General features: G+C 70.9%; 18 protein-coding genes. 5 read left to right on the forward strand and 13 right to left on the reverse strand.

Going from position 1 to position 21,781, the window contains the following annotated elements:
• Nucleotides 1–241: 241 nt before the first annotated feature.
• The 5 genes from ACIG5F_RS27805 to ACIG5F_RS27825 all read right to left on the reverse strand — a co-directional run bounded on the left by ACIG5F_RS27805 (nt 242) and on the right by ACIG5F_RS27825 (nt 6,487).
• Nucleotides 242–1,399 carry a DUF222 domain-containing protein gene (locus tag ACIG5F_RS27805; protein WP_396522367.1) on the reverse strand — a complete coding sequence of 386 codons (1,158 nt, stop codon included), beginning with the start codon at nt 1,397–1,399 and terminating at the stop codon, nt 242–244.
• 625 nt (nt 1,400–2,024) lie between these two features.
• Nucleotides 2,025–2,921 (reverse strand): GlxA family transcriptional regulator, encoded by an 897-nt coding sequence (locus tag ACIG5F_RS27810; protein WP_396522369.1) that lies wholly within the window; start codon nt 2,919–2,921, stop codon nt 2,025–2,027.
• Nucleotides 2,922–2,928: 7 nt separating this feature from the next.
• On the reverse strand, nt 2,929–3,477 hold the full coding sequence (locus ACIG5F_RS27815) for a cysteine hydrolase family protein (protein WP_396522371.1): 549 nt from the start codon (nt 3,475–3,477) through the stop codon (nt 2,929–2,931).
• Nucleotides 3,478–3,563: 86 nt separating this feature from the next.
• A complete protein-coding gene (locus ACIG5F_RS27820) occupies nt 3,564–5,195 on the reverse strand; it encodes a copper resistance CopC/CopD family protein (protein ID WP_396522373.1) in 1,632 nt (543 codons plus the stop codon).
• Nucleotides 5,192–6,487 (reverse strand): DUF1775 domain-containing protein, encoded by a 1,296-nt coding sequence (locus ACIG5F_RS27825; RefSeq protein WP_396522375.1) that lies wholly within the window; start codon nt 6,485–6,487, stop codon nt 5,192–5,194. The genes ACIG5F_RS27820 and ACIG5F_RS27825 overlap by 4 nt, the downstream gene beginning before the upstream one ends.
• 113 nt (nt 6,488–6,600) lie before the next feature.
• On the opposite strand from ACIG5F_RS27825, the gene ACIG5F_RS27830 reads away from it, so the two are divergent.
• Together ACIG5F_RS27830 and ACIG5F_RS27835 are read left to right on the forward strand one after the other, a co-directional pair.
• Entirely contained in the window at nt 6,601–7,137 is a 537-nt protein-coding gene (locus tag ACIG5F_RS27830; RefSeq protein ID WP_396522377.1) for a sigma-70 family RNA polymerase sigma factor, read from the forward strand.
• A gap of 89 nt (nt 7,138–7,226) precedes the next feature.
• Complete coding sequence (locus ACIG5F_RS27835) at nt 7,227–7,958, forward strand: polyprenol monophosphomannose synthase (RefSeq protein ID WP_396522379.1); 732 nt, start codon at nt 7,227–7,229, stop codon at nt 7,956–7,958.
• Here the strand turns inward: ACIG5F_RS27835 and ACIG5F_RS27840 are convergent.
• From ACIG5F_RS27840 to ACIG5F_RS27855, 4 genes are read right to left on the reverse strand one after another with little or no spacing between them, the layout of a single operon-like run.
• Nucleotides 7,955–8,830 carry an NlpC/P60 family protein gene (locus tag ACIG5F_RS27840; protein ID WP_396522381.1) on the reverse strand — a complete coding sequence of 292 codons (876 nt, stop codon included), beginning with the start codon at nt 8,828–8,830 and terminating at the stop codon, nt 7,955–7,957. The two genes, ACIG5F_RS27835 and ACIG5F_RS27840, sit on opposite strands and share 4 nt — an antisense overlap.
• A 9-nt stretch (nt 8,831–8,839) precedes the next feature.
• Nucleotides 8,840–9,322, reverse strand: coding sequence for a poly-gamma-glutamate biosynthesis protein PgsC/CapC (locus ACIG5F_RS27845; RefSeq protein ID WP_396522383.1), 483 nt, complete (start codon nt 9,320–9,322; stop codon nt 8,840–8,842).
• Nucleotides 9,319–10,494 (reverse strand): poly-gamma-glutamate synthase PgsB, encoded by a 1,176-nt coding sequence (gene pgsB, locus ACIG5F_RS27850; RefSeq protein WP_396522385.1) that lies wholly within the window; start codon nt 10,492–10,494, stop codon nt 9,319–9,321. The genes ACIG5F_RS27845 and pgsB overlap by 4 nt, the downstream gene beginning before the upstream one ends.
• Nucleotides 10,495–10,504: 10 nt before the next feature.
• The gene (locus tag ACIG5F_RS27855) at nt 10,505–12,559 is read right to left on the reverse strand and encodes a HAMP domain-containing protein (RefSeq protein WP_396522387.1); all 2,055 of its coding nucleotides are present in this window, start codon (nt 12,557–12,559) and stop codon (nt 10,505–10,507) included.
• A 265-nt stretch (nt 12,560–12,824) separates the two neighbouring features.
• On the opposite strand from ACIG5F_RS27855, the gene ACIG5F_RS27860 reads away from it, so the two are divergent.
• On the forward strand, nt 12,825–13,709 hold the full coding sequence (locus ACIG5F_RS27860) for a hypothetical protein (RefSeq protein ID WP_396522389.1): 885 nt from the start codon (nt 12,825–12,827) through the stop codon (nt 13,707–13,709).
• Complete coding sequence (locus ACIG5F_RS27865; RefSeq protein WP_396522391.1) at nt 13,706–15,358, forward strand: ArnT family glycosyltransferase; 1,653 nt, start codon at nt 13,706–13,708, stop codon at nt 15,356–15,358. The genes ACIG5F_RS27860 and ACIG5F_RS27865 overlap by 4 nt, the downstream gene beginning before the upstream one ends.
• On the opposite strand, the gene ACIG5F_RS27870 is transcribed toward ACIG5F_RS27865, so the two are convergent.
• The 4 genes from ACIG5F_RS27870 to ACIG5F_RS27885 all read right to left on the reverse strand — a co-directional run bounded on the left by ACIG5F_RS27870 (nt 15,342) and on the right by ACIG5F_RS27885 (nt 20,102).
• Nucleotides 15,342–16,757, reverse strand: coding sequence for a serine/threonine-protein kinase (locus ACIG5F_RS27870; protein ID WP_396522393.1), 1,416 nt, complete (start codon nt 16,755–16,757; stop codon nt 15,342–15,344). The two genes, ACIG5F_RS27865 and ACIG5F_RS27870, sit on opposite strands and share 17 nt — an antisense overlap.
• 125 nt (nt 16,758–16,882) lie before the next feature.
• Nucleotides 16,883–18,301, reverse strand: coding sequence for a DUF4153 domain-containing protein (locus ACIG5F_RS27875; RefSeq protein WP_396522395.1), 1,419 nt, complete (start codon nt 18,299–18,301; stop codon nt 16,883–16,885).
• A gap of 95 nt (nt 18,302–18,396) precedes the next feature.
• The gene (locus tag ACIG5F_RS27880) at nt 18,397–19,419 is read right to left on the reverse strand and encodes an ATP-binding protein (protein WP_396522397.1); all 1,023 of its coding nucleotides are present in this window, start codon (nt 19,417–19,419) and stop codon (nt 18,397–18,399) included.
• The gene (locus ACIG5F_RS27885; RefSeq protein ID WP_396522399.1) at nt 19,416–20,102 is read right to left on the reverse strand and encodes a response regulator; all 687 of its coding nucleotides are present in this window, start codon (nt 20,100–20,102) and stop codon (nt 19,416–19,418) included. Before ACIG5F_RS27885 ends, ACIG5F_RS27880 begins: the two co-directional genes overlap by 4 nt.
• 76 nt (nt 20,103–20,178) lie before the next feature.
• Here ACIG5F_RS27885 and ACIG5F_RS27890 point away from each other — a divergent pair, with 76 nt between their 5' ends.
• Entirely contained in the window at nt 20,179–21,657 is a 1,479-nt protein-coding gene (locus tag ACIG5F_RS27890) for a serine/threonine-protein kinase (protein ID WP_396522401.1), read from the forward strand.
• Nucleotides 21,658–21,781: the final 124 nt, after the last annotated feature.

The following is a 21,781-nucleotide window of genomic DNA, read 5'->3' on the forward strand; positions in this document are numbered from 1 at the left end:
TTCGAACGGGCAACCCTGGACGTCCCGCACGGACACTCCCGACGAAGTGACCAACTGGTTGGTCACACCCCGAGATCATGTGCCAGATCACCAGGTCAGACCGGTGATCACTGGTTGCCTCGCCCCTTGTCAACTCTGCCCGCGCCGCTCAGCCGGCCGCGCCGCCCCGAATCGTTGTCCCGTGCACGCTCCAGCCACCTCTGCGCGCCAATTCGGGGAGCGACTCGGCCCGTACTCGCCCTCAAGCGGCACCTTGCTCCCCCTGCATCGCCCGCCGACCGAATTTCGGCAGCCCGTCGTTGATCTCCACTGTCCAGTCGCTGTGGTGGATCAGCCGATGACAGGCGCTGCACAGCAGCACCAGGTTGTCCAGACTGGTCGGCCCCCCGTCAGCCCATTCCACCACATGATGCGCGTGGCATTGCCGAGGTTTCCTTCCACATCCCGGAAACGCGCACCCCTTGTCTCGGATGATCAGTGCTCTGCGTATCGCGTTGGGGATGGTCCGGCTGGCCCGTCCGATGTCGAGCACCTCGGACCTAGCTCCCAGCACCACCCGCAGGATCGTGCTGTCGCAGGCGATCCTGCGCACCGAGGCGGCGTTGAGCGGCCCCATGCCCGCCAGGTCGGCGGTGCCCCGCTGCTCCTGAAAGTCCGTCCACGACATGGTGAGGGCGATGTGCGGCTTCTCCCCGCCCTCCTCGGGCAGGTCCTTGCACCCCGCCGCCAGTTCGAGGATCTCCACCAGCGCGTCGCCCTGCCGCTCGGCGGTCGTGCGCGTGTCCTCAGCCGATGTCGGCTTGGCCAACGGGCTGATCAGCGCCTCCAGCAACGCCAGGCTCTCCAGGTCGAGGAACCCGTCGATGTCTCCGCCGTTGCGGCGCTTGCGGATGGTCAACGTCCGCTTGGGCTGGGCCGACTCCCGGTCATCAGGCGCTTTCCCGTCCTGGTCCAGCAACACCAGGATCCGCTGGGCGACATCCTTGAACTGGCCGAGGTCGAGCGTGGCCGCGTACCGCACCAACGCCGCCTCGACCTTCTCCCGGTCCGGCTCCGGCGCCTCGGCGAGCGTCTTGTCCATGACGACCAGATGCTGCCTGCTCAGCAACGCCTCGGCCGCCACCTCCCGGACCGCCTCCCGCTGAAACAACTCCGCGTGCCGCACCAGCTCCCGGGCCTCACCCCGCGTGATCTCCCACTCCACCGTCAGATCCGCGACCAGCGCCGCCCGATCGTCCTTGGTCCGGTTGGTGCGGTTCCACAACTCCCGCACATCCTCGACCTGCCCCAGGTAGTCGGCCTTACGCCGCCGCTCCCGCCATTTCCCGTCACTGCGCAGCGCCCCGTCGCTCAGCCGCCACCTCTCGGCGTCGACTGGCAATTCCGGGTTCGCTGACATACCCCCATCTTACCACCCATTCGACACCAATCCCCTTACCCAACAAGGATTACCCGATCGTGTCCACCCTGAAGATTCCTTCAGGAAAGCGCTTTCCAACCTAGCAACGCGCCCACCCCCCAAACGGCAACCGAACAACCAAAGCCACCCCCCCTCCCACGTCCACAGCCCTCTGTAAACCGCACCCCCACCCCCCTGCCACCGCGCCACGAACCCCACCCCCCCACCTGACTCGCCGCACCCCACCCCCCAAACGGCAAGCAAACAACCAAAGCCACCCCCCTCCCACGTCCCAAGCCCTCTGTAAACCGCACCCCCCACCCCCTCCCACCGCGCCACGAACCCCACCCCCCACCTGACTCGCCGCACCCCAGCCAGACACAGCAAGAGCTAGATGGTGGGTAGCCATGCGTGGCTCAGGTGAGGGTGTTCGTTGGTGGAGCGGGAGAGAAGTCTATGGCGGCCATGGGAGGAAGTACGGGCTGCGGCAGAGGAGGAACTGCTGGCGGGGCGGAAGAGTGACCTGCGACGAGAGAGAAGTCACCGGCGCGGACCGAGGTCCAGTCCCAACCCAACCCACCCAACCCAACCCACCCAACCCAACCCACCCAACCCAACCCACCCCTCATCCCCGAGCCCGCAACCGCCGCAACATCCGCCCGTCTTCAAACCCCACGGCCTGCGCGGCACGATCCACTGTCGCCCCTTGCCCGATGAGGTGTTCGGCCCGCTCCACGCGCAGCATCTGCTGATACCGCAACGGTGTCACCCCTGTCGCCCGTACGAACAGCCGTGTGACGGTGCGCTCACTGCACCCCACCGATCGGGCCAGCTCGGCCAGTGGCAATCGGTCGGAGTAGCGGGCGTCGATGTGGTCTTGGAGGCGGTGGACGGTGTCGCTGAGGTGCGATCGGTGGCGGAGCATGGCGCTGGCTTGTTGCTCATCGCCGTTGCGGCGGGCGTAGATGACCATCTCGCGCGCGATGCGGGCGGCCATCCCGGGGCCGTGGGCGGTGGCCACCAGGTGCAGCGAGAGGTCGATTCCGGACGCGATTCCAGCTGACGTGACGATCCGGCCGTCGATGACATACAGCACGTCGCGGATCACGGTGGCGGCCGGGAACCGCAAGCCCAGTTCGTCCTGCAACGAATGATGGGTGGTGCACCGCCGCCCATCAAGCAATCCCGCTCGCCCGAGTTGGACGGCCCCGGAGCAGACGCTGGCAACGGTGCCGGGGAACTCCCGCAGCAACTCGGCCAGCGCCGCGCCGAACCGGGGCGTCCGGGTCAGGCTGTCCCCGGAACAGCCGGGCACGACAAGCATGTCCTCGGCATCCAGGGCCGGGATCGAAACAGACGCCTGCAAGCTCACTCCCTGCGCCGTGGGCACGACCGGCGCGTCGGCGAGGTAGCAGAGCCGGTAGTCGAGGCCGAACTTGGCGGCAGCGCCGAACACGTGCGCGGGCCCGGCCAGGTCGAGCAGGTGCACGCCAGGGGCGAGCAGGAAGGCGATGGTGGGCATGATCTGGTCAGCTTACGGCGAGCTCCGCGATTGTGCTGATGGTGGCGAACCGTCCGGACAACGCGTATTCCGTACGTTCGATGATGTCCTCCACACCCAGCTCCCTGACTCCGTCCCGGTGGGGGATGGGGAACGTGGCGGTGGCCTCCGTGACGAACGTGACGTCGTAGCCGAGGTCGCCGGCGACGCGGGCGGTGGTCTCGCAGCACTGCTCGGTCTGGATGCCGCAGAGCACCAGCTCCCGAATGCCCTTCTCGGTCAGGATCTGCTGGAGGTTGGTGGTGGTGAAGCAGTTGCGGGACGTCTTGGCCAGCATCGGCTCCCCGTCCTCTGGCTTGAGCCCGTCCATCAGCCGCACGAAGCCGCTGTCCGGGTCGAACGGGTTGCCGGTGCCGGGCTCGGTGTGCAGCACCCACACCACGAGGTCCCCGGCCGCGCGGGCGAGGTCGACGAGCCGCCCCGCCCGCTCCGCGATGTCCGGTGCGGACACTCGGGCCCAGCTTTCCCGCTGCCGGAACGATTCCTGGATGTCGATGACGATCAGTGCCTTGGTCACGCCACCGATCGTGCCCGCCGCCCCTTCGCCCCGACAGACACGGTCACGTCGCAATGCGGAACGATCCGGTCACGTCCTGGATCCGGTCACGACACCGACCACATCCCGGCGGCGGTGGTCTCGTCGACGTCGGAGGTGCGCACGGTGATCGCGACCTGCCACGCTCCGGCCAGGGGGATCTGGGCCTCGGCGGCACGGTAGCGGCCGGTGCCGACATGCTGCATGTCGATCTTCAACGGTCCGACGTCGCGCTCCTTCAGGGTGAGGTTGACGGTCAGCTCGGCCACGTCCTCGGGGGTGCCGGTCGGGTCTTCGACGGTGACGTCGAGCAGGTTGGGCCCGGCGTGCGCGGGGGTGATGTAGACCTTGAGGTTGCCCTTGCCGCCGGCGCCGCCGGTGTCGAAGGGCAGGGTCTGACCGTCGGGCGTGGCCTGCACGACCGGCGTGGTGGCGGCCTCGGCGGTGCGGGCCGGCTCGGCGTTGACCAGGGCCGCGGTGAGGCCGAGCACGATCACCGCCCCGGCGGTCTCGATCAGCACGGGGCGGCGGAGTGCGCCGACCCGCTCGCGAACCCACTTGCGGGAGAAGTACGCGGCCCCGAGCACGACCAGCACGGCGGCGATCTTGAGCAGCAGCAGGCGGCCGTACTCGGTGTCGAGGAACCCGGCCCAGCTGCCGAGCTGCCGCCAGCTCTGGAACGTGCCGGTGGCCACCAGCACGCCAACGCACAGGAAGGCCACCTGCGAAAATCGTTGCACGGCAACGCGGGGCGGCTTGGCCCGCCACAGCACGACCAGCCCGCCGAGCCAGATGCCCATGGCGTCCAGGTGCAGCACGTCGACCGGCATGGCCAGCCCGGCCTGGAAACCGGCGGCGGCGTGCCCGGACATCGACCACGTCCAGGCCAGGCCGTTGAGCAGCAGCACGCCGATGCCGCCGAACACCGCCCGCCGGTCGGGCGTCCACTCGGCGGTGGCCAGCAGCTCGCCGAGGTACGGGGCGGCCAACGCCAGCACCACGATCCGCACGATCACGCCGGTGCCCAGCGCGATGTCCAAAGTGGACGAGAACAGGTTCCCGTCGAACAGGCGGTCCAGCCCCGCGCCCGCGCCGTACGGGCCCTGCAACAGCGCGCCGGCCACGGTCGCCAGCAGCAGCGCCAGCCACGAGTAGCCGATCAGCCGCCGCACGCCCCGCTGCACACCGCCGCCGGGCCAGCACCAGAACACGAACGCCACCGAGCCGACCAGCAGTGCGAACGCGGCGTATTCGATACCACGGGCGGTCCAGTACACAATGGACACTGCCAGGCTGCCCGAGGACGGGGCGGCCACGGGGGCGGCGGCCGAGGCGTGGCCGATGGAGAAGGTGAACGCGCCGGAGATCGGGTGCGAGTCGGCCGAGACCACGTGCCAGGACACGGTGTACGTGCCCTGGGCGGTGGAAGTCAGTGGCACGCCGACGGTTTCGCCACGCCCGTCGATGTGGTCGGTCTTGCCGTTGTCGGCCGACGAGCCGTCCGGCGCGATCACGTGCACCCCGTCCGGCTCCACCTGCACCGCCTCGCCGAACGTCAGCGTGACCCGGGTCGGCGCGGAGTCCACCACCGCGCCGTTGGTCGGCGTGGTGGACTCCAACACCGCGTGCGCGGACGCCTGGCCGGCGGTCGCGACCATCGCCGCGAACACACCGGCCAGGACCAGGAGGAACGTCCTCACTCGGCGGCTCGACCGCGTCGCAGCGCCGCCACCGCCACGCCGCCGGCAGCCAGCCCGATCACGATGCCGGCGATGCCGAAGACCAGCGGCAGCGAACTGTCAGAAGTGGAGCCGGTGGCCGCCGCCGGCGTGATCGTGGCGGCGGTGTTGGCGTTCTTGGCGGTCAGCGCCACCGTCGGCGCCGGGTGCTCGGGCTCCGCGCCGCCGGCGGCCGAGGTGTCGATCCACCGCACCACATCGCCGTTGTCGTAGGTCTGGACCGCCTTGAACACCAGCTTGTCGGTGTCGGTGGGCAGCGGGCCCATCGACACCTCGAACTCGGCGAAGTGGTCGGGGCCGAGCGAGCCGCCGCTCCAGGTGATCTTGGAGACGGCCTCGGTGATCGGGCCGTCGTCGGACTTCAGCGGCGTGGCCAGGGTGGCCTTGTCGATCTGGGCGGTCCAGCCCGGCACGTCCTTGACCTCGACCGAGGCGATCGGATGGTCGGTGGGGAAGGTGACCTCCAGCTTCACCGTGGCCGCCTTGTCCTCCTCGTTGGGCACCCGGAAGGCGATCTTCGTGTAGCTGCCCTGCTCAGCGGTGCTCGGCTGGGCCGTCACGTGCGCGTACGCGCTGCCCGTCACCGCGAGCAGGCCGCCCACCACGATCGAGCCGAGCGCGCCGAGCCGCTTCGCTGTCCTCATCGGGAACCTCCGTGTCCGTGCGTCCGTCGCTGTACGGGTCGTCCCCGATCCCGGATTGGTTCCCAGCAGTGCCACGAGGATCAGGCCGACCGCCAACGGGATGTGCGTCACCAGCCGGCTCCAGCCCACCGCGTGTGCGCCGAGGTCGAAGGTCGACACCAGCACGAGCACGCCGACCACGCTGCCCAGCAACGGAAGTTGGGCCCGGGCCCGCCGCGGGTCGGCCGCCACGAACGCCAGCACCACCCCGATGGCGAAGTTGAAGGCGGACGTCTCGTGGTCCATGTGCCCGGCCATGGCCATCATCGGGTCGCCCTGGCCGGCCAGTTCGACGATCGCCACCGCCGCCTGGGCCAGCGCGGCGAGCACGAGCCCGATGCGCACCAGCACAAAAGGCACGCCCGGCCGCGACACCGAAGCATTGCCCGCCGGCAGCGTCACCTTGGCCAGCACCGCCTCGGCCAGGTCCCGCTCCTCGCCCGCGGGAGAGATGACCGCCAGCCGGTTGATCCGGGCCGCGCGGTCCTGCCAGCGTGCGCACGGGCCGCAGCCCTGCACGTGCCGGTCCACGTCCGTCATGGCCAGGCCCGGGACAGGCTCCCCGTCCATGGCCGCCGAGAGCGCTTCACGCGCGATGCCGCAGTCCACGTCGAGCCAGGTCGTCGCGGACGCGCGGAAAGTTCCCGTGAACCCGCCAGTAACCGCTGGCGTATCTACCCGGCGTGGGCTTCGACGACGCCGAGATCACCCAGTTCGCCCTGGCCGCGCAGCGCGGCGACCGGGCGGCCGCCGCCGACTTCGTCCGGTCGACGCAGCGCCAGCTGCGCCGGCTGATGGCGTACCTGGGCGACCCGGGCCAGGCCGACGACCTGGCCCAGGAGACGTATCTGCGGGCGTTCGCGGCGCTGCCCCGCTACGAGGGCCGGTCGCCGGCCCGGATGTGGCTGCTGGCCATCGCCCGCCGGGTCGCCGCCGACCAGGTCCGCACCGCGCAGCGCTCGCCCCGCACGACCAGCGCGGAGGCCTGGCTGGAGGCGGAGGTGGCCGGCCCCGAGGGCCTGGTGGCGCTGCGGTCGGCGATCGACGCCCTGGAGCCCGAGCGGCGCGAGGCGTTCGTGCTGACCAGGGTGGTCGGCCTGTCCTACGCCGAGGCGGCCGAGGTGTGCGACTGCCCGGTCGGCACGATCCGGTCCCGGGTGTCCCGGGCCCGCGGCGACCTGGTGGACGCCCTCGACGTCCGGCTGGAAATCGCCCGCTGACCTCGACACGCCCGACCATGATCGGTGGATTGGTCCGAACGGGCCGGTAGGCTGCCGCCACCCGTTGGCAGACCTGTGAGGACCGATCCATGGCCGAGGCCAGCCCGAAGACCACCGTTGTCGTGCCGACGTACAACGAGCGCGAGAACCTGCCCGTGCTGGTGGCCCGGCTGCGCGATCTGGGGATCCCGGACCTGCACGTGCTGGTGGTGGACGACAACTCGCCCGACGGCACCGGCGCGGTGGCCGACGGCCTGGCCGGCCCGGACCTGGGCGTGCTGCACCGCACCGAGAAGGACGGCCTCGGCCGCGCCTACATCGCCGGCATGACCCGGGCCCTGGACGAGGGCGCGGACGTGGTGATCCAGATGGACGCCGACCTGTCGCACCCGACCGACCGCATCCCGGCCCTGCTGGAGAAGCTGGCCGGCACCGACGCCGGGGTGGTGTTGGGTTCGCGTTATGTCGAGGGCGGGCGGACGGCGTCGGAGTGGCCGTGGCATCGCAAGGCCCTGTCGGCCTGGGCCAACTTCTACGTCAACGCCATCCTGCGCCTGAAGGTCAAGGACGCGACCGCCGGCTTCAAGGCCTGGCGGGCCGACACCCTGCGGGCCATCGACCTGCCGTCGATCCGCAGCAACGGCTACTCGTTCCAGGTGGAGATGAACTACCGCACGGTGCAGCGCGGCCTGCGCATCCTGGAGGTGCCGATCGTGTTCGAGGAACGGGCCGAGGGCGCCTCCAAGATGACGCTGGCGGTGCAGCTGGAATCGGCGCTCGCGCCGTGGAAGCTGCGGTTCGGGCGCAAGGAATCCCGTTAGAGGCGGCGGATTCCCCGCAGTCCGGTGGCGTAGGGCCCGTTGTCGTCCAGCACGTCGCTGAAGGTCGGCCCGCTGCCCCGGCAGGCGAGGAACCGTGGCCGCCCGGAGTCGTCCGCGCCCAGGTAGATGCCGACGTGGTCGATCTCCTTGCCGTCGATGGCGAACAGCAGCAGATCTCCGGGCTGGGCCAGGAACTTGGCCCGCGCGGCCCCCGGCGCCTGGTCGGCGACGACGGCCCCGAGCGACGCCGTGGCGATCTCGGCCGGGTTGCGGGGAATGGCTGGGTATCCCATTCGGTAGCCGTAGACCAGCCGCGCGTAGCCGGCGGAGTCCAGAGTGCCCAGCTTGGTCTTGCGGGGCGTGCGTCCCTGCCACGGCTCGCCAAGGAAGTCGGCGACGTCGGCGTCGGGGCCGAAGCGCGCGCTGGCGACGTATTGTGTTGCCACGGCGAGGAGATCGGGGCCGCTGTCGGCGAGGGCGTGGGTCAGCCACGGCCGGAACCACTCCGCCTTCTCATCCCCGGCGTGCCAGGGCTGGTCGGTGAACCGCACCCAGGCGTCGGTGGTGACGACCGCCGGTGTCCTTGCTGGGTCGGAAAAGGTCCTGTTCGGTCCATTGAGGACGGCCGAGCGGGCACCGTCGGTGAAGGTGGCCACCAGTCCGTTGTCCTGGTCCAGCACTTCGGTTCGCGGCGGGTTGTCCAGCCGGAGGAAGCTGTAGCTGGTGGCCGGCGGGCGGACGGCCCTGGTCGCGACGACCACGCCGCTGTCGCGGGCGAAGGCCGGGGCCTCGCTGGACTGGGCGAGGTACACCACGGCCGTGCCCGACACCACCAACGTCGTCAGCAACACCGCTGTGCGTATGTACTTCACGACAAGCTCCTACGAGGTGGGAACGAGGCCGACCAGCACGCCGCTGGCCAGCACGCCGTACGAGGCAAGGGCGACCGACCCGGTGGCCAGCACGGTCACGGCGGGCGGCTGGCGGACCAGCTGGTACGCGATCAGTCCGGGGACCACGAATCCCAGCGTCTCGTGCACGTACAACAGCGGGAAGTGGTTCTGGATCAGCACGAACACGGTGGTCTGCAACAGAACCCCGAGCAGCACCACGGCCGCGAACTGACGCTTCCCGTACAGGATAACGATTTTGCTCATGCCGAGCGTGGCCAGATAGGTCAGCACGGTGGTGAGCACGACCAGGGCGGCGCGGCGGTAGTCCTCGACCAGGGTCAGCGCCAGCCAACCGGGCGTGATCATGCCGCCCGGCGACAGATTTGTGGTCAGGTAGCACAGCAGGGAGAACAGCAACCCGATGGCCAGGCCGAGAGTGGCGACCTCGGGCGTGAGGTGCTGGCTGATCATATCCGCTCCAACGTGTCGAGTTCAGCCAGCAGGACTTCGCCCTGGCCATGGATGTTGCCGATCGCGGCCAGCGACGCGTGCTCGTCGATGCCGGACACCAGCGCCTGCACCATCTCCGGCGCGCTGCGGCGGCCGCCGAGGTCGACCACCTTGTCCCGCCAGTCCGAGGGAATCGCGGCCAACGCGCTGCGGGTCGGCTCGCCGATCAGCAGCACCCGATCCGGTTGCAGGCGAGGCACGATCGCGCCCATCTGGCCGTTGCGCTCGATCCGGTCCGGCCGGCAGTTGATCACGATGTGCAGGGGACGGCCGATCGCGCCGTGATCGAGCAGATGCTCGATGTTCATCACCGTCGACTCGGGATCGTTGGCAGCGAACACGTTCGCGAAGTTCAGCCGCTTGCCGGCCGCCGTGTAGCGATCCACCCGCAGCACGCCCGGATCCGGCGGGGCGGCCCACATCCCGGCCATCGCCTCGGCCCGCCCGACGTCCAGCAACTCCGCCACCGTCAACGCGATGGCCACGTTCTCCTTGAACGTGATCCAGCTGAAGCCGGCCATGTCCTCGTCCGTCACCGTCTCCGGATCGACTGCGATCAAACGACAATCGCGGCGATCGGCCTCCTCCTGAAGAATGTGCAGGCGATCCCGCTCGGCCGTCACGCACACGCCGCCGACCGGCATCGACCGACACAGCGACCGGGCCACATCGTCCAGTGTGGGCCCCATCTCGGCCAGGTGATCTTCACGTACGTTGCACAGCACGCCGATGCCGGACTGGATCAGCTTGGTCTGGTTGATCTCCTGCAACGGCGGTGCGACCGCCATGCACTCCATCACCAGCGCGTCCGGAGCGTAGCCGGCCGCCCGCCGCACGATGGCGATCTGCTCGACCACGTTGGCGATATTGAACTTGCGGTGCACCGGCTCCTCCCGGGCATCTGGATGGATGAACCGCGCGGCGGTGCCGGTGGTCTTGGCCACCGTCACCAACCCACCGCCACGCAACGCGCCCGCGCACAAGCGCGTGATCGACGACTTGCCGCGAATCCCGTTGACCAGCACCCGATGCCTGATCCGGCGCAGATTTCGGTTGTGCCGCCGCTGCTCCAGCACGCCGCCGGCGAACAACAGCAGGCAGGCGGCCAGGTACACGAAGTAGAGAAACAGCATCAGGATTCCCCTAGACCAGAACCGGCTGCGGTTGCTCGGCCGGCGCCGCCCGTCGGCGGCGACAGGCGTCCAGACACTGGGCCAGGGTGCCGATCTCGTTGAGCCGCTCGGGATAGAGCACGGTCTTGAGATCGCCGTCGGCCAGCCGTTCGGCCGCCGTGGCCAGCCGGCGCAACGGGCCCACGAAACACCAGTGATACCACCCGAACAGGGCGAGGCCGAGTGCGCCGCAGGCCATCGCCACGAATAGCCAGAGGTTGCGGACGCTGTTGTCCGGCAAGGGAAGTTCGGTCACCGGCTGTTGCAGCAGCACGGTCCAGCGCAACGGGTCGGTGTTCGGCGATCCGGCCAGCGAGGCGGACGCGATCACGTACCGCTGGCCGTCGATCTCGGCGATGCCGGGCTTGGCGGTGTTGGCCAGCGCGTCGTTCACGTTCTGCCGCAACGGTTGCGCGTCCACGACGTCGAAGGCCCGATAGCCGTCGGCGGCGGCCAGCGTGCGCAGCCCCGAGTCGACCAGCCGGGCGCTGCCGGCCGTGCGCCGCAGCACCGAGGAAAGTTTGGTCACGTCGAGCTCGCCGACCAGCATGTGGGAACCGTCCGGCAACGGCGTGCTGGCGAACAGGACCGGCACTCGGCCGGCGGTGTTCTGTTGGTGCAGGCCGGATCCAGCCGGCGGACGTTCCTCGGTGCGCAGCGCCGTGCGTCCGGCGCTGACCTGCACGGTCCCGGCCGCGTCGGTGACGTAGACGCTGCGGTAGCGCGGATTCTGCGACACCAGGTCGGCCAGCGCCGGCCGGAGCGAGGAGAAGTCCTTGCCCGCACGGGTCGAGAACGTCTGCAACGTGGTCAAGCTCGCGGACAGCTGTTGCCGCAGCGCCTGCGCCGCGGTGGCGGCCAGGGCTCGTTGCCCCTGCACGACCACGTCCGGCACGGTCGGCGTGCTCTGCCCGGCGACGATCCCGACCGTGGCCGCCCACCCCAGCGGCAGCGTCGCGGCGACAAGAACGACCGTCCAGGCCGGAACCCGTGACCGCCGTCGGTCGACCGGCCGGCCGTCGAGCGCGGCGGCGATCCGCTCGGCCTCCCGTAACCGGTACCGGCCGCCGGGGGCGCCGGTCAGGGCGGCGGCCCGTAACCGGCGGATCGGCCGTACGAAGCCGAATCCGATCAGGGCCGCCGCCGCTGCCACCGCGAGGGCCATGGCGGCCATTCGGCCGATCCCCAGGGGAACCGGGTTGTCGCCCGACACCGGGGACACCGCCACCAGCAGCACGTTCAGGCCGACCGGCGTGGCCGGGTCGCCGGTCATGACCGGGGCGTAGACGGCCACCGGCGTGGTGCGGGCGCCGTTGACCACCGGTCCGCTGCCCTCGGCCCCGATGGTGAAGCCGCCGCCGTCGGCCGCCGCCGCGCTGCTCGACGCGACCAGGCTCCGGGTGCTGGGATCGGGGCGGCCGTGCTGCTGGACGATCCGGCCGTCGGCCATGGTCAGCAGGATCGTGCCGGCCGAGTCCCGGGTCGACTTGTCCACCGGCACCTGGATTCCCGTGGACACCACGACAATCCAGTCGGTCCCGTCGACCGGCGTGGCCGTGAGCACGACCGTCGAGCCGTTCGGATCATGCACGACGCGCACCGTGATCCGGTCGATATCGGTTCCTGAAAAGGATTCCACGGAGATCGGCTCGCCCAGTCTGGCCAGCGGTTTCGCACTTCCCCGGTGCAGCAACACCAGTCCGCGGGCCTGTGGGCAGCTGCGGGCGAATGCGGCCACCGCCTCGGTCGGAGTCCGGTCTGGATTGATCGAGTACAGCTTGGTCGCCGTGCTCAGCGCCACCGCGACCTCGCCCAGTGAGTCGGCCGTCGCGTGCGCGAGATCGTCGACCAGTTTTTGTTGCGACTGGGCAAGAATGTGCGCGCTGTCACCGGAGCCGATCGCGGGCGCGGCCGTCAGGAAACATCCCGCCAACAGCGCGAACGCCGCCGCGACGACGGCGAGCGGGGTGCGCACGCCATCCGGAAACCCGTTCTCGACCGGTGTTTCCGCACGAGTCCTCGCCACCACGTACTCCTAGTCAGTGTGCACGGCGCATTCACGCTTAATTAACCGAAAGAGCTTCGCGTCCGGTTCCAGCCACTCGGATCGCGTAACACCTACGAAAGTCGGTGGACGCCGCGGCCGGGAAAGGCCACGGTGTCGGCAGGGTGTCGCGTCACACTCTGTCCGACTGTCACATCACCCATTAGAGTATGGTTCGGGTGGTTATGCAAGCATCACTCATAAATGGGCAACCAGGCCGGGTCGACTGTCGCTGAGAGGTACTCGGATGCTGTCCGGACGAAACCTGCTGATCATCGCCGTGCTGGTGGTCGGCGTGGTGGTGCTCGTGCTGCTGCGGCCGCCCGGCACTGTGACGAAGATCGACCTGGCGGCGGAGGTGACCCGGTTCGCCGACGCCCTCAGCCCCGACGCCCCCTACCGTCCGCCCGGTGAGCAGGAGCGGGCCGCAGCCCTCGACGGCCTCGTGCCGCTGCTGACCGGCCACGTCGACCTCGACGCGCAGCGAAAACCCTTGGAACCGCTGGGTTTCACCGTGTCTGACGGCGTCGACGAGGCGACCGGGCGGCACTTCGTGCTGGCCGCCACCGAGCCCGACGCCGCTCGCGGCTGGGGCATGTACATCGCCGACTACGACGTCAGCCCGCGGCTGGTCATCGAGGTCCCGCACCCCAACTTCGACCTCAACACCGAGCAGGTCGGCATCGACCTCTTCCGGCGCAGGCCCGGCTCCGCCGTGCTGGTCGCCGGGGCCCACCGCAAGGCCGGCGACGGCACCGCCGACGTTGCCCACAATGTGGACTCCCTGTTCAACGCCGTCGCCGTGGAGCTGGCCAAACGGGGCCTGCCCCAGGTGCAACTCCACGGCTTCGACGACCGGAGCCTGCCCGACACCGATGTCGTCGTGTCCTCCGGCGCGACCCAACACACTCCCGTGCACGAGCGCATCGCTGACCGCCTCAGCGACGGCGGCCTGGCGGTCTGTCGAGTGTGGACGGAGCCCTGCGGCAACCTGGAGGGCAAGCGCAACGTCCAGGGCGCAGCCACCACCGGTCTCGGCAGCGTCTTCGCGCACATCGAGTCCGACAGCGAGGTCCGCTCCCGCCCCGAACTGCGCGCCCGCCTGGTCGACGCCCTCGCGGACCTGCTGTGATCCGACACCTCCGGCCGACGGCGGTGGGGCTGCTGGCGGCGGTGATCTATGCCTGGGGCATCGCCGTCCACCCGGTGCACAACTACTACGCGTCGGCCGTGCGGAGCATGGCCGGCAGCTGGGAGGGGTTTCTGTTCGGGGCGTTCGACCCGGAGGGGTCGATCACCTTGGACAAGATCCCGGGCGGGTTCTGGCCGCAGGCGCTGTCGGTGCGGATCTTCGGCTTCCACGACTGGTCGGTGGCGCTGCCCGGGGTCATCGAGGCCGTGCTGACGGTGCTCGTGCTCTACCGGGTGGTGACGCGCTGGGCGGGGGAGACGGCGGGTCTGCTGGCGGCGCTGGCGATGGCGTTGACGCCGGTGGCGGCGGCGTTGGCCAAGTCGCAGATCGTGGACACGCCGCTGACCCTGCTGCTCGTGCTGGCGGCCGGGGCCTGGCAGCGGGCGGTGTTCGAGGATCGGCTGCGGCCGCTGCTGGCGTGCGGGGTGTGGGTGGGGGTGGCGTTCCAGGTCAAGATGCTCCAGGCCTGGGTGGTGTTGCCGGCGTTCGTGGTGGCGTACCTGATCCTGGCGCCGGTGCGGCGGTGGCCGCGCCTGTTGGCCGCCGGGGCGGTATGCCTGGCGGTGTCGTCGACCTGGCTGCTCATCGCGCTGGCGACGCCGGCCGGGAGCCGTCCGTACTTCGATGCCACGGCCGACAACAACCCGTTGAGCATGGTCTTCGGCTACAACGCCGCGAGTCGCTTGCACGGCAAGGGTTTCCTCGCCCTGTTCACCAGCAGGACCGCGCCGCAGGTGGGCTGGCTGCTGCCGGTGTGCCTGCTGGCGATCGTTCTCGGTCTACTGTGGACGCGGGGCAGGATGCGCAGCGGGTTCGTGTTGTGGGGGTTGTGGCTGGCGATCCACGTGGCGGCGTTCGGGCTCGGGGATTTCCGGCACAGCTACTACGTTGTCGTCCTCGCGCCGGCGGTGGCGGCGTTGACCGGGGCCGGCCTCGTGCTGTTCTGGCGTGCGCGGGAACGGCATCGCTGGGCACTGCCGACGGCGATCCTGCTGACCGTCGCGTGGGCGGTTGTGCTGCCGGCGCGGTCGATCCTGCCCCAGATCGCGCCGCTGGCCGCCGTGCTCGCGGTGTTCGGGGTATTGGCCTTGTTGGCGGCCAAGGATCCACGTCTGGTCACGGTCGGCGGTGTCGTGGGGCTTGTGGCGATGCTGATGACACCGGCGGCCTGGACGCTGTCGACCGACGCCAAGGTGGCGACGGCCGACGCGGCCAGCCCGGCCGCCGGGGCCCCGCATCGCAAGCCCAGCGGAGTGTCCACAAAGGATGCGGAGTTGCTGGACTGGTTACGGGTCAACAACAGTGGCACTCGCTACCTGATGGCCGTGGACGGCGCCGGCAGTGCGGCGGCGATCATCGCGCACACCGGGGCCAGCATCCTGCCGATGGGTGGATTCACCGGACGAACCCCGTTTCCCACCACGGCACAGTTCGTCGACCTGATCCGCAGCGGCGCCCTGCGCTACGTCAAGGGGGAGGTGCGCAACCCGGCCCGCACGGTGGCGGACGCCAATGTCAACTGGGCGGCCGAACACTGCCCCCAGGTGCGCGATCACCTCTACGACTGCGGGGTCACGCGGCCCGGATAGCGACCGCCCGCATCGTCGCCGTGACGGCGATCGCGCCGGCGACGGCGCAGCCGATTCCGTACAGCGGCATGGGTTCGTTCCCGGTGAGGACCGAGATCAGCAGCCACGCGCCGATGCCGAACAGCGCGCCGAGCCCCGCCCCGCCGGCGTACGTCCCGATATGACTCTGTCCACTTCGGACCGACCGCAGCCGGGACCGCACGAACAGCCCCGACAGCGCGCAGGCCAGCAGGCTGCCCAGGCCGATCCCGCTGGCCAGCGGGAACTGCTGGGTCACGGCCGGGAATTCCTGCACGCCGCCGGCCGACCGCAGGCGTCCCGTGACCGTGCCGCCGACCAGCCAGCGGGTGATGGCCGGGAAGGCCACCGAGCTCTGGCCGCTGGCGGTGGCGACCGGAATTCCGCCCACGGACAGCGATATCGTGGCCGGGCCGCCGGTGATCGGCACCGGCAGGCTCAGGTCCACATTGGCCGGTTGGCCCGGGGCGGCGCCGAGCACGGACATCTGCGTGACGGCCGTGCGCGGGCCCGGGGCCGGGGCGACAAAGGGCAGGATCACCAGGGCCAGCAGGGAGATCGCCGCCACCAGGGCCGGCAACAGCCCCGGCCGGCCCGGTTCCGGTTCCGGCTCGGCGGCCGGCTCCGGGGCAAGATGCATGGGGACGCCCGACCGTGACTGCCAGCCCCGGCCGAAGGTGGCGTCGGCGGCGGCGGTGAGATCGGTGGCGAAGGCCTCGGTGTCGGGGTAGCGGCGGCTCGCGTCCCAGGCCCGGGCCCGCATCACGACCCGGGCCAACGGCTCCGGCACGCCGCGCTGGCGCAGCGTGGCCGCCGCGTCACGGTCCGGCAGCGTGCCGGAGAGAAGCTCGTAGAGCACGGTTCCGGCCGAGTACACGTCCGCGGCCGGGGTCAGCGGGCCGCCGGCGGCCCGCTCCGGCGCGGTGTAGGCCGGCGGGCCCTGGGCCAGGCCGAAATCGACGACCTTGAGCACTCCTTGCCCGGTGAACAGCAGGTTCTTCGGCCGCACGTCCAGGTGCAGCACGCCGGCCCGGTGCGCGGCCTGTAACCCGGACAGCGTGGCGAGGGTGATCGCGCAGGCGGCGTCGGGCTTGATGCCGTCGCGGCGGAACCGCTCGAAGACCGTGCCGCCGTCCAGGCGCTCGGTCACCAACAGCCCGTCGCGCCCGGCCCGCACGTAGTCGTGCACCGGCGCGACGTGCGGATGGTCAAGGCTGGCAAGGATTTTCGCCTCACGGTCGAACCGGTCACCGATGCCCGGCAGCTGCTTGATCGCCACCGGGCCGAACGAGCGGTGCACGCCCGCGTAGACCACGCCCGTGCGACCGGCCCCGATTGCCGGCCCCACCTGGCACTGCGGCAGGGCTTGGACAACGTTCATCGCGAACTCCCGTCGGGCCGGGCATGCCTGGCGGCAGGATGCTACCGCCGCTGGCAACCCCATGGGAGCAACGAAACCCTGGCGAAACAGGCTTGTTCGCACAGTGACGCCGTCGGCGCGCAGCGTCAGGGGCAGAGCTGGTGAGGGATTTGCCGAGCGCCGGCGCGACTGGCGTTCCATTCACGCCAGTCGTCCGACGGCAGCCGACGCCACGGGGCCGCGCAGGCCTTCAACTGGTCGGGCAGGCCGTCCAACGCCGGCAGGATGTCCACCGACAGCCCCGACAGGTACACCGCGTCCAGCCGCTGGGTCTGCTGCCAGCGCTGCACATCCTGACGGGCCACCAGATATTCGGGGTTCAGCGCCGCCAGCACCAGCAGCGCGGCGATGCCGGTGCTCAGCATGGCCTTGGGCAGCCAGCGGCCGCTCAGCCGCACGCCGGCCACGATCACCATGACGTACACCAGGCCCAGCCAGATCTCGCACGCCTCCACCAGCAGCCGCAGCACCGTGAAGCCGTACGCCTCCTGGTAGGCCCACATGCGGCTCAGCGCCGAGGCCACCACGACCAGCGTCAGCACTGCCAGCGCGCCGAGAATCGCCCTGAGCCACAACCGATCCGTGCCCGACTCACGCGGGGCGATCCGGGCCGTGACCCCGATGACCGCCAGCGTCAGCACCGTGACCGCGGTCAGCTGCCAGAAGGCCGTGCGGGCGTACTGGGCGTAGGTCAGATCGGCCGTGTGCATCACGTAATCGCTGCCGCCGAACCAGGAAACCAGCTGCACGCCGACAAAGGCCGCGAACAGCACCACCAGCATGCCCACCGGGACGGCCCATTCCAGCCGGCGGACCACCGACCGGCGTGCCACCACGCGCTGCTGGCGGACGTGCGGTCGCAACGCCCCGGCGGCGATCAAACCGCCGCCGCAGAACAGGAACAGCGTCCGGAACGTCGAGCCGACGTCCACCGTGGGCATGCCGTCGCGGACGAGCGCCGCGAAGTCCGGGTCGGCCGCCGCGAACAGCGCGCCGAAGATCGCCACCATGGTCAGGCCGACGCCGACCGACAACACCATCCGCCCGGCTCCGGCCTCCGAGCTGTCGTGGGGGTGTGCGCCGCTGTCGCTGCCGTCCGGGCTGCTGGTGACCGCGCCGCCCCAACCGCCGCCGCCGATGACCCGGCCGATGGCCTTGCTGATGGACGGGAACGCCCGCCCCACACCGAACACCAGCGCCGTGACCGAGCGGCCCCCGCTCACCGCCAGCGACGCCGTCACCACAGCCGCCAGCAGACACAGCGTGAACAGCCACTCCGCGGCCCTTACGGTGCCCACGCCCGCCAGCAGGACCGTGACCACCGCCCACCCCACGCTCACCAGCTTCGGCCGGCTGATCTGCGTGCACACCACCACAACCAGCAGCAGCGCCGCCAACAGCCAACCGAGCCCCGGTCTGTCCAGCGGCACCAGGGCGGCGGTCACCACTCCGGCCATCAGCACCGGCCACGGCTTGGGCGCGGGATTGACTGCCGCCGGGGTCATGTGGACCTGATTCATCGGGCGGTAGCTCATGACAAGTCTCCAAGGCAGGTGTCATCGCCGCCGCACCCGAGTGGATGGGCGGGAAAAGCGGGGAGTCAGGCGGTGGGGAGGGTGACTCGGATCCGGCAGCCCTTCCGCCCCGGATCCACCACGGCGATGGTGCCGCCGTGCAGGTCCACCACCCACTGGGCGATGGCCAGGCCCAAACCGGTTCCGCCGTCGCCGGAGCGTTCGCCGCGGGTGAAGCGTTCGAACACGCGGTCACGGTCGGCGGCGGCGATGCCGGGGCCCTCGTCGACGACCTCGATCACGGTGTGGTCGGCGTGGGCGACGGCCCGCACCTGGACCAAGCCGCCACGGGGGCCGTGCCGGGAGGCGTTGTCCAGGAGGTTGGCCACGACCTGGTGCAGGCGTCCGCGATCGGCGTAGGCGGTGGCGTCGGCCGGCTCGACCTTGACCTCGAACCGGGTGCCCCGGCCGGCGACCTCGGCCTCCGCCACCATGTCGGCCAGCAGCGGGGCCAGCGCCAGCTCCTCCCGGGCCAGGGTCAGCACGCCGGCGTCCAATCGGGACAGGTCCAGCAGCTCCTCGATGAGCCGCCCGAGCCGCTGGGTCTGGGCCAGGGCGGTGCTCATGGTCGCCGGATCGGCCGGGGTGACGCCGTCGACGACGTTCTCCAGCACGGCCTGGAGCGCGGTGATGGGGGTGCGCAGCTCGTGGGACACGTTGGCGATCAGGTCCCGCCGCTGCTGGTCGGCCGCGCCCAGGTCGGCGGCCATCTGGTTGAACGCGACGGCCAGCTCGCCGACCTCGTCCTTGGCGGTGGCCCGCACCCGCACCTCGTAGCCGCCGCGGGCGATGGAGTGCGACGCGGCGGCCATGGCCCGCAGCGGCCGGGTCATGCCGTGGGCCAGCACCTGCGAGGTGCACAGGGCCAGCAGGATCGCCGTCACGGAGGTGGCCGGCGGCAGCCAGCCGATGCGCCACCAGAAGAAGGCCAGCGCGATCGCCCCGGATGCGATCACCACGATGCCCAGCTTGAGCTTGATCGAGCGGACCGGGTCCAGCGGCCGGGGCAGCAGGTCGGCCAGGGTCCGCACCAGCTGACGGGTCCTCATCGCGGCACCTCCAGGGCGTAGCCGACGCCGTGCACGGTCCGGATCAGGTCGGCGCCGAGCTTGCGCCGCAACGCCTTGACGTGACTGTCGACGGTGCGGGTGCCGGCGGCCTCGCCCCAGCCCCACACCTCGGCCAGCAGCCGCTCCCGGGGCAGCACCGCCCGCGGCCGCCCGGCCAGGTGCACCAGCAGCTGGAACTCGGTCGGCGTCAGGTGCACCTCATCGCCGGCCCGGTGCACGCGCCGTTCGATCATGTCGATCTCCAGGTCGGCCAGCACGATCCGGCGGCCGTCCAGCTGCTCGGACCGGCCGGCCCGACGCAGCAGGGCGTGCACGCGGGCGGCCAGCTCCCGGATGGAGAACGGCTTGGTGAGGTAGTCGTCGGCCCCGACGGCCAGCCCGACCAGCAGGTCGGTCTCGTCGTCACGGGCGGTCAGCATCAGCACCGGGACCGGCCGCTCGGCCTGGATCCGCCGGCACACCTCCAGCCCGTCGAAGCCGGGCAGCATCACGTCCAGCACCACCAGGTCGGGCCGCCGGGCGGACGCCGCGGCCACCGCCGACGGCCCGTCGGCGGCGATCTCCACCTCGAAGCCCTCGGCCCGCAGCCGGGCCGCCACCGACTGGGCGATCGTCGGCTCGTCGTCGACGACCAGCACCCGGCGCTGCTGTGGATCTGCCATGGGACCGACCCTAGACGCGGGGCGTGGAGAGCGATGGCGGAAGATGTGAAGGTCTCGTGGAGGGGGGAGCAGCAGCGTGAACCGGGTGGTGGCCGACCGGTACGTGATCGTCGGCGAGCTGGGCCGGGGCGGCATGGGCGTGGTGTGGCGCGCCGACGACCGGGTCATCGGGCGGCAGGTCGCGCTCAAGGAGATCCAGGTCCCGCCGGGCGGCATGGAGCGGGTGCTGCGCGAGGCCCGCACCGCCGGCCGGCTCAACGACCCGGGCGTGGTCACGGTGTACGACGTGCTCGTCGACCAGGGCTCCACCTTCGTGGTGATGGAGCTGGTGGAGGCCCCGACGCTGGCCGAGATCATGGCCGCGCAGGGCCCGCTGGCCTCGGACCGGGTGGCGACCATCGGCCTGGCCCTGCTGTCGGCGCTGGAGGTCGCGCACGCGGCCGGCATCGTGCACCGGGACGTCAAGCCGGGCAACGTGATGCTGCTGCCGGGGGACCGGGTGAAGCTGGCCGACTTCGGCATCGCCCGGGCCATCGACGACCCCAACCACACCGGCGCCGGCGGCGGCGTGCTGGGCTCGCCCGGCTACATGGCCCCGGAGCTGTTCAACGGCGGCTTCCCCGGCCCCGCCTCGGACCTGTGGGCGCTGGGCGCGACCTTGTTCCACGCGGTCGAGGGCTACGGGCCGTTCCACCGCGACACCACCGCCGCCACCCTGCACGCGATCATGTACGAGGAGCCGAGGCTGCGGCTGTGCCGGCCGCCGCTGGCCGACGTGATCATGGGCCTGCTGGTCGCCGACCCGTACCAGCGGTGGCTGCCGGCGCAGGTGCGGCAGGTGCTGTCCGGCGGGCCGCCGCTGTCCCCGACCAAGCCGGTCGACCCGTGGGATGGCGAGCCGAAACCCCGGCGCCGCAAGGCTTTCCTCATCGGCGGCGCGGCTGCGGCGGCGGTCGCGGCGGCCACCACCGCCGCAGTGCTGGTGGCCAACTCCGGGCCGCAGGACGGCGTCGCCTCGGCCGCGGCGGTCGCTTCGTCGACAACGACCACCACCGCCTCGGCGCTGCCCACCACGACCACCACCGCCGTCACGACCACCTCGTCGAGCACCACCACGAGCACCACGACGACCACCCACACCACGACCACCACCACGAAGCCGCCGCTCGCGCTGGCCCTGCTCACCCGCTACAACAACCCCAAGGGCTTCCACTTCACCGGCACGCCCAAGTCGGCGGCGCCGGCCGGCTTCACCGCCGAGGGCCCGCTGGGCTCGGTGGTGGCCAAGTCCGAGCCCGGCACGATCAAGCTCTACTCGTGCAAGATGAAGACCACCGACGACCACTTCAGCTCGGTGGACCAGACCGGCAACTGCGAGGGCCAGACCTCGCTCGGCCTGCTCGGCTACCTCTACCAGGCCAAGCCGGCCGGCGTCGCCAGCACCGCGCTGTACCGGTGCAACGCCGGCAACAGCCACTTCGACTCGGTGATCGCCAACTGCGAGAGTCCGAAGGTCACCAAGGAGGGCACGCTCGGCTACGTCGTGACCGGCTAGCGGATCCTTGGGCCGCGCGGCGACGGTGTTTTTGACGTCACGGAGCCGGGCGCGGCCCCCGTAACGTGATCCGGGCCAGCCCCCGTTTCACCCCCCGTGACGGGGACCGGCCAGCTGTCCCCGG

The organism is Kutzneria sp. NPDC052558 (genome assembly GCF_044547355.1).
Lineage (GTDB): Bacteria > Actinomycetota > Actinomycetes > Mycobacteriales > Pseudonocardiaceae > Kutzneria.

What these genes read in the sequence shown, in the direction of transcription:
- ACIG5F_RS27805 (WP_396522367.1), bottom strand. Translation starts at nt 1,399, where the DNA reads ATGTCAGCGAACCCGGAATTGCCAGTCGACGCCGAGAGGTGGCGGCTG.
- ACIG5F_RS27810 (WP_396522369.1), bottom strand. Translation starts at nt 2,921, where the DNA reads ATGCCCACCATCGCCTTCCTGCTCGCCCCTGGCGTGCACCTGCTCGAC.
- ACIG5F_RS27825 (WP_396522375.1), bottom strand. Translation starts at nt 6,487, where the DNA reads ATGGACGGGGAGCCTGTCCCGGGCCTGGCCATGACGGACGTGGACCGG.
- ACIG5F_RS27835 (WP_396522379.1), top strand. Translation starts at nt 7,227, where the DNA reads ATGGCCGAGGCCAGCCCGAAGACCACCGTTGTCGTGCCGACGTACAAC.
- ACIG5F_RS27845 (WP_396522383.1), bottom strand. Translation starts at nt 9,322, where the DNA reads ATGATCAGCCAGCACCTCACGCCCGAGGTCGCCACTCTCGGCCTGGCC.
- pgsB (WP_396522385.1), bottom strand. Translation starts at nt 10,494, where the DNA reads ATGCTGTTTCTCTACTTCGTGTACCTGGCCGCCTGCCTGCTGTTGTTC.
- ACIG5F_RS27860 (WP_396522389.1), top strand. Translation starts at nt 12,825, where the DNA reads ATGCTGTCCGGACGAAACCTGCTGATCATCGCCGTGCTGGTGGTCGGC.
- ACIG5F_RS27870 (WP_396522393.1), bottom strand. Translation starts at nt 16,757, where the DNA reads ATGAACGTTGTCCAAGCCCTGCCGCAGTGCCAGGTGGGGCCGGCAATC.
- ACIG5F_RS27875 (WP_396522395.1), bottom strand. Translation starts at nt 18,301, where the DNA reads ATGACCCCGGCGGCAGTCAATCCCGCGCCCAAGCCGTGGCCGGTGCTG.
- ACIG5F_RS27880 (WP_396522397.1), bottom strand. Translation starts at nt 19,419, where the DNA reads ATGAGGACCCGTCAGCTGGTGCGGACCCTGGCCGACCTGCTGCCCCGG.
- ACIG5F_RS27885 (WP_396522399.1), bottom strand. Translation starts at nt 20,102, where the DNA reads ATGGCAGATCCACAGCAGCGCCGGGTGCTGGTCGTCGACGACGAGCCG.